The following is a 9,298-nucleotide window of genomic DNA, read 5'->3' on the forward strand; positions in this document are numbered from 1 at the left end:
GATCCGCTTACAGCAAGGCTTTGAGGTTTGTTAGAAGCTGAGATACCTCTCACAACGGTGGATCCTTGTTTCTTCAATAGATCCTGTAGCTGCTCTGCTGCTGTGGCCAACTTCCTGGTCGGTTCGAGGTGAGCACCCGCTCCAAACAACGGTTGCAGATCCCCACGATGAGAAGGCCATCTTCCGGCTTGAGGATCTTCTCTAGTTCCCAGCGCAGTTTTTCTCGTTCTCGTAATGTTAGCCAAGTGCGGAAGATTGAGTACTGAATTCGCTCTCCATATCCCTCTAACAACTTCGACGCTTTTCGCCATCGCTTTTGGCAACGTATGTCATAGCATACTAAGTAGCAAACTTTATATTCAGCCATAGTTTACCTCACAACCAAGTTTCCAAATAAGTCACCCTCTCCATTCCATTCTTTTTCTAAAAGGCGAACCTCTAGCTCTAACAAACGACGATAGGTTAAGGAATAGTTAGTGACTGGATGCTTCCACTTTTCCTGCTTGCGATCTTCGTAAATTTGAATCATCTTTTTCCGCCCTTCTTCGCTAAGCCAAACTTGTTGTCCTCGTACGATGAAGTCTGCTTCCGGATCCCATTGTTTACGATTCACTGAAGCTACGATTGGCATATCCACAAGAGGCACGCGAAAGATTTCCATCAAGTCGAGAGCTAGAGGGGGTGCTTGAGAGCGAGGCTGGTGATAGAAACCGAGAGCAGGCTCTAGGCCTACCGTCAAAATAGCGTTCATGACATCTTTAAGCAAAAGGGCATATCCAAATCCCAGTAGAGCATTAAAGCGATCCTTAGGGGGCCTTCGGTTTCGGCCTGAAAATCGCATCTCCTCTGGCACCTTATCTGATAGCACATAGGGCAAAGCGGCAAAGTAAAGTGCCGATAGATTTCCTTCCAAACCCAGCAAGCTTGATAATGACTCTGCTCGATCGACTTGCTTGAGTACTCGCCTCATTTGGTCAATGGCTTGCTCTACCTCTGGTGGACGAGCAGATCCCAGCCGCATCAAGAACTTACGCTGACTTTGACCTCGACACGCAACCAGCTTCCGAGCTAACTTCAAGCACATTTGAGGATCGCTCAGGGCCTGGTACTGTCGGATCCGGCGTTGGATGCTTCCGTGCCGGGGATCTAGGCTACCAACGTAGCGTCCACCCCCAGAGATTAGGTGAATCCCAATGCCTTGCTCAGCACAGAAATAAATGGCCTGAGTTGAGATTTGAGAAAAACCGTGCAGCACAATTTGCCCGGTTTGCTGAGCAGAGATAAACTCTTCGTTTTGGTTTCGGTAGCTTACTTTAAGACGGAATCCGCTGCGCCCTACCCGCGCCCCCGGCTCTAGAATGTGGACACACTGCCGTTCATCGTCTTCCGGGAAGAGGCGAATAGGCTGCCATTCTCTATCATGAGCTAGCCGCGCTTCTTCAGGTAAGCACACAGGGGCCAGAGAGCAGCCTGCGCAGAGTCGCTCGTTGTCAGTAATTGGGGGACGGAGATGGGATTGGCGCAGCAACCTTGCTTGCTCGATTGCCTGACGCACAGCTTGGCGCCCGGCATCATCGAGGGGAACGCGCACTAGCACATTGTCGCCGTGGTATCGAATTCGTCCTTCAGGGATTGGGATCCCCAGGACAGTTTCCATCAGATAGGCATAGGCCAAGATCTGCAGCCGGTCGCTTTCCCAGGCTTGGGGCTGGTTGTCCGGATCCCGGGCTGCCCGACCCCTTTTATGCTCATAAGGAATAATCTGACCGTCGCGAGTACGCAGGGCATCTACCCGTCCCCGCAAACCCAGATCCTCGCTTTCTAGAAATAGATCCTCCCAATCTTCTCCCTCTTGCTTTTCTAGCTCTGTATGTAGCCGCCGACCAGCAAAAATAGCTGCGTTTTCACTGTAGAGCTCCTCAACTTCTTCTAGGTAAAATAATCGTGGGCAGTAGGCCAATGCATGCAACGCTGAAACACGAATCAAATCTGAATCTATCTGTACAGAGAAATCAGCCAACGATAGCGGCATAATCCAAAGCTCCAAAACATAAACAACATGAAGAATATGAGAAAACCTCAACAATACTGAAAAAACCTTCTCCTCAGATAGAGGCAAAATCTAGCCTCAAAGCACTGTCCGTTCTCGCATACATGTGCAAGGATGACAGCAGACAGCAGCTAATCTGGCCGAATTTCTGTCCAGGCCAATTCAGGTATCTCCTCACTCTCAAGAGTTTGGAGCAAGTACCTTTGCCAGCGGGTGCCACGGGCTCCTACGTGATCGACCCAATACGGCAAAGTGAGGATCCCGTCCTCATTTCGAATTAGCCATCGACTCTGCTTGGGAACTACTGGAATTGGCGTTATCGAGTTAACAAGGTCACGGCTCTCCCCCAAGCTCAGTCCTCCGGATCGGTTAATCGATTCGGGATTCTCAAAGGCTCTTTCCAAATCATGAGCAAGGGATCCTTTAACCAGCACTGCAATCTGCACGTCAGTGAGTAATTGCTGATAGTCAGGACGGGCGTTGGCCGGATCCCGAATGTCTTTGCTTTTAAAGCGACGAAAGGTGCGGATTACCGTAGAAAGTTGAGGTTGGCTCAGTAGGGCAATTGCCAGTTGAGCACCACAATAGCGATGCCGATCCCACTCTCCCAGCAAGGAAAGCAGCATTCCATAAACAGTAGCAGGTGGCGGCACCGGATAGGTTTCGGCAAACTCCCTGGCCCAAGATTGACGAAAGCAAGCAATAGGTACCTCAACCTGAAGCTGAATCATGCTGCCTCCCTAGAAGAAATTTGACTTTGAATTATGGCAATTAGGTCGTCAACCGTTGACTTAATGCCCGGACTTACATGAGCACCTAATTCAGCTAGCTTCTCCCCGTCCTCGGTTTCGGCAGCAGCTCCTGCTAGCCATAGCTCTTGAGGATCTATATCTCCTACTTGTACTCGACGCACCAAGTCTGGCATGCTTATTTCTCCCTCAGAGTTTTCTTCAAAACAGTAGAGCAGGCGGGGCGAAAAGTCGTGCGTCCAGCGCAAGACTATGCTATCTGGTGAAAAATCGTAGAGAAAGCGGGAGTGATTGCCGGCTACCTCCCCTAACGAAACCAGTCCCCTCACTACTTCAATGACTCGCTCTTGCCGCTGAAGTCGAGCAGGGGTCATTGCAAAACCGTATTGATAGCGAGTGGCATGCACTTCTGTTCCGTAGAGAGAAGTGGATCCCTTCTGACCGCTTCTTGCATTGAAGGTTATATCTCCACTGTACGGTCGGGTGGAGATTGCCCGAGTTACCTCTAAAACACCGCGCCTAGCAGTGGTAGTGCCTTTGGCCGGCTTTTTCCCCTTTCCTTTGGATGAGCTTTCGTCTGAGGCATCTACTTTAGCCCCCTCCGCGCGCATAAAGCCTAAAACATCATCATCAATGTACAGATCAGGGTCAAAGTTAGGCTCTTCCCACTCGTTGTCGTTAGTTTCGTCATTCCAGCGTCGGTTGACCTTGCAACCGCTTCCTGATGTTTGCCAGTAGTAACGCAATGCCCAGCGAATTGCTTCAGCAGAAACAGTAGTATGCACCTCATTTTTCCAGAGAATCTTTTGCAGGGTAGTAATATTGCCCTCACTCTCGCCGCGATTGTTTGCAGCAGTACCATAGTTGGTCAAAATGTTGCCGAACAGGTGAAAAGTCATGGTTTTTCTCCAAACTAAGTTGCTAAGTTACTGCTACGTTGATTTTTTGTCTGGCTCACAAGCTTCTACTTTGAAGATTATAGTCTTAGTCCTCTTCTAATTCGGCAGGAGCAATCAAGTCAGTACCGTTCTCATCGGGCTCATCTTGAGTTTCTTCCTGACGCTCCTTACCTTTGTAGCTTGCTAACGCCAGAAGAGCCAGATCCCGTGCTTTTCTCCACTCTTTGGGATCCATAACTAAGTCCATCAAATCATCCCAGTGCTCTTGAAGCGTTGGTATTATCCCAGCTTTTGCCCAAAAGTTAGTAATAAACTCACGGAAGCTTTCTGCATTTTTACATCGAGCTAATCCAGTGCGAATGCGTATGTTTTCCCTATCAAAGTTAGTCTGCTCTCCTCGATCTTGAGCCTTCTTATATAAACGACCATAGGTAAAGCGAATAGCCTCATGGCAGGTCTGGACAAACCAGCGCTCTCTATCATCCATGTCTGCTCTCATGACCATCTCACTTAAACCTCTGCGTTCGTAGCACAGTTGTTGGAATCGCTCGTTACTGTTAACCCAATCTGAAAACCCGGCATACCAAGGATGATCTCTTGCCAGATTTTCAGCAATCATCTCACGAGCAAAGCTTGTTGCGATAAAGCTTCCTTCCTCCGCTTTTGTCTTAAGGATAACTCGATCTGGTAGTACCGCTTTGCAGATCTGGTAGTTTTTGCAGGCATGATACTTTGCTTCTACAGTAAATAGATCTGTGCGAGACTTTTGTTGGCTCGACCAGGGGACAGAACCTAGAGTAAGAACCTGACATCGAGTTACCTTAAATCCTCGAGAAGATTCTGCAACCTCTTGATATGTCAGAAACTTAAGCCCAGCATCTCCCAAACCGGCAGCATGTAAATCTCGATAACTTGCATAACGGAGCCGAGGATCTTGCCGATAGCCTGCATAGACCTCCATATCGGTAATCTCAGGAACCACCAGAGCATATTGAGCTTTTTGATCCTTCAGCCGTGACCGAAGAATGTAGTAGAAGGAAGAAACAGGAGCGTAGAGGAGTATAAAGGCCATCTCTGGAGACTCTTCAAAGCTTGTATCTGAGGGAAACGCATTATGTCGCACAACGGCACCTGGATTAAGCCAGCCAGCAATGCTAATTGGCTGCCTAAGCCAATTACCGTCTTTATCGCATAGATTTTTGGCAAATTCCTGATGGACATAGCTTTCTAAAGCTTTGTACTTGATAATGATGGGTGGGTAGTTCTCATCGATCTCTAGAGATTCAGTTTGCTCACCAAGAATTTTGCGAGTTTTGTTATGTTGTAAAAATGTTCCCAAGATCCCCTGGTGAATGATTACCTGTGAGTCTTTCCGCATTGACTTACTATCAATCCCTCGCAGTGCGATAAGTCCATTGTTAAGCTGAAAAGACTCTTTAAGCAGCCAGTCAATGACCTCAAAGTCATTTCCCTGCCAGAACAGTTGGACTTGTCGAGGTGTCAGTTCCCAAGTTAGGGACCCTGGCCGCTTCTCTGGTGGAATCTCTTGTTCTATCTGCTTAAGAGTCATCCACAGCCCAGCCAGCCCTGCTCGATGCAGCAGTGTCAACCCAGGATGTCCTATGTGTAGCTTTAGCTCAGTCATGGCGTGCCAGATTCCTCGCTATAGCTGATGTATCCAGGCTCTGTTACGAAATAAAATCCACGTCGCTGCCAATTCCACCACTCTATCTCTTGATCTGGAATCCGAATCGGAATTGCCCAGGCTTGAGCCTCTTGCAGAAAAGCTTGCATCTTCGATAGCTTTTGCCCCTTGGCCAAAGCTTTTTCCTGCCGAGCTTTAGCAGCTTCCCAAATAGACTCCTGATCCTCTGCTAGAAGCACCGTTATTGTGTGTCCACTTTCGCGTAGGAAGCTTGGGTAAGTGCACCAATCTTGATCAAGCCAGGCCGATTTCACTTCAACAGGCTCTTTTGGGCTGAGCTGAGAAAGAATGCTAGCTAAATCCCGCTGTGAAACGCGCTCTAGTCCTCTGTATTTAACCTCATTAACTAGTTTTTGCCCGCTTTCTAGTTCTTCTGCAGTATAGGGAGAGCTTTTATCCCATCTGTAGAGGAGAGCTGTACAAGGTTCTTCTTTTTCGCTTTTCATTCTTCGATTTAGCCGACCCAATCGCTGAACCAAAGCCGTTGCTGGAGCCATGGCAGAGACAAGCAAATCTGCACTTAAATCTAAGGACATTTCACAGACTTGTGTAGTGACAGCAAGAACAGGTTCTGGCCGACTAAAAGCATTGATAACCTGCTCATGCTTGGTGAGTCTATCTTTGTAGCGAAAACGACTGTGGTAAATTAAAACTTTGACTTTTATATCTTTTAGTTTTTCCTTGGCAACTTGATAAATATCAATACAACTAGACACTGAATTAGTTACCCACAGAACCTTTTGCCTCTCCTGAACTGCCTTGATGACTTTCGACCAAATAAGCTCAGAGTGGGTGGGATCACCTTCTGCTTGCACCTCTTGTATTTGATAGCGCTTCAGTTCTTCTAGCTCTCGCGATCCTTCAACGGGATCCTCTATAGGTTCACCCAACTCATCCATCACTCGCTTAATTGCCTGGAGCTGTCCTGGGGTAAAGCTAGCGCTCATCAAGAGGACAGGTGCACCTCGAAAAGTCCGTAAGAATCTCAGTAAAGCGCCGAACAATTGATTGTCATAGGCATGCACTTCATCAAAAACAAAGGCAGATTGAGCTAGAACTGGCCATGAAAACAGTGACCTTCTATTGTTTTGCATTAAACCTAAAATGGAATCCACAGTGCAGATAATTAATTTCTTTCGCCATGCTTGCAGCGCAGCCAGACGAGATGAAGTTGCCTCATCTTTTTCGCCCTCTCCGGTTAGCAGCAGTTCTCGATCTAAGTCTGCCCGCGAGTGCATCAGCATTTTTTCTATTGGGGATCCCTCGGCATAGTCTAGGTAGCCCTGAGTAGCTGTTCCAGTGGTAGGGTAGCCAAAAAACAGCCGCTTTCCCACTGCCCACTTTTTTGCCCAAGCATAGGCTCCTAAGGTTTTCCCCGTACCACAGCCTGCTTTTACCAGTGTTACCCGACAGCGGGTATTAGCAATTTGCTCTTGGAAGGGTCGTAGAGAATTTCCCCCTAGTTTCTGGGTAACTAGTTGCTCTAGTTCGCTTTCCTGAAGAATCAAACTCAGGGTATTAGAGATCCAATCCTGTAGGTTTTCTCCCTCTGATGGCAAGATCGATCCTGCCAGATCTGCAACGATGACTGTGGCTTTAGCCGCCGCCACCAATGCCCGCTGATCTGAGCTTAGACTTTTGGCAAAGTCTCGGAACTGGTTTGCCAAGGTATGTAAATGCTCTTCTAGCTGTTCTTTTTTCCAATTTGCCGAAGGTACATCTGGAATCTCTTCTGGCAGTCCAAGTCTCTGGGATCCCAGTCTCAATATGGATTGAAAATCCCGATGGTCAGTGTAAATACGAACCTCAGTTCCCGTGCCATCCGGCAACTCTGTAATTTTATGTGATTCCTTGCCCTGTGAATCCACTCCTGCCTTGAGATGATGTCCGATTGCTGCCCAAGTAGCCAAGAGCAGCTCCTCTTCGGTAAATGCTTTCCGTAGCCACTCCCGAAATGGGCTAACCTGTAAGGCGAGTATGCCGCTTAAAAATTCATGTCGAATAAGTTGTTGCTTATTGTGAGCCCTCCAAGCCTTCTCAAGTCTTGCTTTTGATTCGGCATCTAGAATTGATGACTTGAGATAAATCATCTCTTGGAAATGTTGGTTTGCCTTGCCCCAATCATGCAAATAAGATCCCAGCTTGACAATAGATTTCAGACGACTTGCGTCCTTCAACCTCAACTGCTGCTGAATAGTCTCTCCTAGGTGATCTGAAAGAACTTCAGCCGCTGATAATACAGCCGTAACATGACCTGTAAGCTTAGCAGCGCCTTTTGCTTGAGCGTACTCTTCTTCGGATTGGCGGCTGGGATCCCGCTTCTCCAGAGATTTTGCCAGTAAAAACTTAAACATTGTAGATCTCTTCTTACTTGTAAGGTAAAAAGAATCCGCAGCCCATGCGCCGTCGGCCACCTAGGCCTACTTGCTGCAGACGAATTGAATCTTCCTCTTGTAAGTTTTCTACCAATGTTGAGAAACCTATGATTGTATGCCCCTTGATTCTTAAGGTTTTACGCAGAGGCTTTCCGGTTTTATCTTGCAGTACTGTTACCTGGCCTGAAATCTTTAGTTTCTCTAGCTGAGCCTGAGCAGCTTGGGCAAATGTATCCGGCTCAGTGTAGCCCTTGATCGTAACGATTCGAGCTTTCAGGGAAGTACTTGGTTTGAGAGTAAAAATCTTAGGGATCCCTAGCTGTACCTCATGAGATCCAATCTTCAATTGTTTACCGGCTAGCTTGTACACCTCCGCCACTGCCTCGATAGGTAGTCGAATCCTAATGTGGGAGTGTGGAGTTAGTAGGATTTTGCCTTGTCTATCTCTGATCCCTGCTGTTGTCAAAATACTGACGCAGGGATTCCGATGCAACATCGGCACTCGGTGACACAGTGCCGCTAATAAGCCGTATCCATGATCTGCAGGGAGCGTGGCTCCTCGTACAGGCAGGCACAAGTCTACTACAAGGGTTTGGTAAAGGAAGTCTGTTGAGTCAGGTGGTGAAGCCTCAGCAGTCATTGGTCTGGCTCCGCCTACAACAGCAATGTAAGACATCCCAGAAATGAGGTTACTGGGGGCTCTTATCCCTTGTCAAGTGATAGACAGCGCCCTAAGGCGATCAGTGGATAGGGCAGTCAGGGGTGTTAGAGCCTGCTGCCACCAGCAAAGCACTTCTGACCACAACGGCCATTTAAGGGTGCTCAACGCCCGGAGGCTTACCTTCGACAATATCATCGTTCTCGGCTCACTGCACTTGTGAGTCAGTTCTGGGAATAGTTCTCAGAAGGCTGTTGGATCCCCCGCCCCTGCATAGGCAGGCTCAAGGGGTAGGGCTTAGGATGGCTTAGCATCTCTCTGCTTTTCATGTCTCCCCACTGCACTGCCTATGAACTTGTTCTTCGTTGCCAAGCCGCAGCCGTTTTCTCTTCTACTGATCGCGCTTCAGCTAGCTTTGGGAGCACCAGCACCAGCTCATCCGAGTTCTTTTTCTGGAAGTGACTCGACGGCGATAGCAGTTCAGAGAGTAACAGAAATCCATGGCGGAGCCGGCCCTTGGGCAGTGATCGGCTATCGCATGGGGATGCGCGCCCTTGCGGAGCTAGGCTTGATGGATCCAACTCCCCACACCTCTAGGAACCGTTTTTTGGTGGAGGTTATTCACGAGTCGCCGCTGGAGATCCCGTTTGTGTGTATTGTGGATGGCTTGCACGCTGCAACAGGAGCCAGTTTGGGCAAACTGAACTTGAAGCTGGTGGAAGTTGGCTCCCTCGACAAGATGCGCAGTGTGGTGATCCACCGAGAGACCGGCAAGCGGGTGGAGTTTCAAGTTTTGCCTGAGTTTATCGCCCAATACCGGAATTTGCCCCCGGAACAACTGGCGGCTGCAGGCCAGGAAGTT

Annotated in this window: 8 protein-coding genes; 1 reads left to right on the forward strand and 7 read right to left on the reverse strand. The window is 48.4% G+C overall.

The genetic code is table 11. The annotated features are described in order from the left end of the window. Window positions 1–73: 73 nt before the first annotated feature. The 7 genes from cas2 to cas6 form a co-directional block, all read right to left on the reverse strand. The gene (gene cas2 / locus NW863_RS11005; RefSeq protein ID WP_414335565.1) at window positions 74–367 is read right to left on the reverse strand and encodes a CRISPR-associated endonuclease Cas2; all 294 of its coding nucleotides are present in this window, start codon (window positions 365–367) and stop codon (window positions 74–76) included. A 3-nt stretch (window positions 368–370) separates the two neighbouring features. Then, a complete protein-coding gene (gene cas1 / locus NW863_RS11010) occupies window positions 371–2,119 on the reverse strand; it encodes a type I-MYXAN CRISPR-associated endonuclease Cas1 (RefSeq protein WP_414366356.1) in 1,749 nt (582 codons plus the stop codon). A 62-nt stretch (window positions 2,120–2,181) separates the two neighbouring features. After that, complete coding sequence (gene cas5 / locus NW863_RS11015; RefSeq protein ID WP_414366358.1) at window positions 2,182–2,781, reverse strand: type I-MYXAN CRISPR-associated protein Cas5/Cmx5/DevS; 600 nt, start codon at window positions 2,779–2,781, stop codon at window positions 2,182–2,184. Then, window positions 2,778–3,698 (reverse strand): DevR family CRISPR-associated autoregulator, encoded by a 921-nt coding sequence (locus NW863_RS11020; protein WP_414366359.1) that lies wholly within the window; start codon window positions 3,696–3,698, stop codon window positions 2,778–2,780. The genes cas5 and NW863_RS11020 overlap by 4 nt, the downstream gene beginning before the upstream one ends. An 85-nt stretch (window positions 3,699–3,783) precedes the next feature. After that, window positions 3,784–5,343, reverse strand: coding sequence for a type I-MYXAN CRISPR-associated Cas8a1/Cmx1 (gene cas8a1, locus NW863_RS11025; protein ID WP_414366362.1), 1,560 nt, complete (start codon window positions 5,341–5,343; stop codon window positions 3,784–3,786). Then, the gene (gene cas3 / locus NW863_RS11030; protein WP_414366364.1) at window positions 5,340–7,757 is read right to left on the reverse strand and encodes a CRISPR-associated helicase Cas3'; all 2,418 of its coding nucleotides are present in this window, start codon (window positions 7,755–7,757) and stop codon (window positions 5,340–5,342) included. Before cas3 ends, cas8a1 begins: the two co-directional genes overlap by 4 nt. 13 nt (window positions 7,758–7,770) lie before the next feature. Continuing rightward, entirely contained in the window at window positions 7,771–8,454 is a 684-nt protein-coding gene (gene cas6 / locus NW863_RS11035) for a type I-MYXAN CRISPR-associated protein Cas6/Cmx6 (protein ID WP_414366365.1), read from the reverse strand. 331 nt (window positions 8,455–8,785) lie between these two features. On the opposite strand from cas6, the gene NW863_RS11040 reads away from it, so the two are divergent. Beyond that, window positions 8,786–9,298, forward strand: a 513-nt coding sequence (locus tag NW863_RS11040; protein WP_414366367.1) for a formylmethanofuran dehydrogenase subunit E family protein, incomplete at its 3' end; no start/stop codon positions are given.

The sequence above is a fragment of the Synechococcus sp. B60.1 genome (assembly GCF_047462555.1).
GTDB lineage: Bacteria > Cyanobacteriota > Cyanobacteriia > Thermostichales > Thermostichaceae > Thermostichus.

Bases quoted from the DNA above. Each gene is read 5' to 3' on its own strand.
- cas2 (WP_414335565.1), bottom strand. From the start codon at position 367: ATGGCTGAATATAAAGTTTGCTACTTAGTATGCTATGACATACGTTGC.
- cas5 (WP_414366358.1), bottom strand. From the start codon at position 2,781: ATGATTCAGCTTCAGGTTGAGGTACCTATTGCTTGCTTTCGTCAATCT.
- NW863_RS11020 (WP_414366359.1), bottom strand. From the start codon at position 3,698: ATGACTTTTCACCTGTTCGGCAACATTTTGACCAACTATGGTACTGCT.
- cas8a1 (WP_414366362.1), bottom strand. From the start codon at position 5,343: ATGACTGAGCTAAAGCTACACATAGGACATCCTGGGTTGACACTGCTG.
- cas3 (WP_414366364.1), bottom strand. From the start codon at position 7,757: ATGTTTAAGTTTTTACTGGCAAAATCTCTGGAGAAGCGGGATCCCAGC.
- cas6 (WP_414366365.1), bottom strand. From the start codon at position 8,454: ATGTCTTACATTGCTGTTGTAGGCGGAGCCAGACCAATGACTGCTGAG.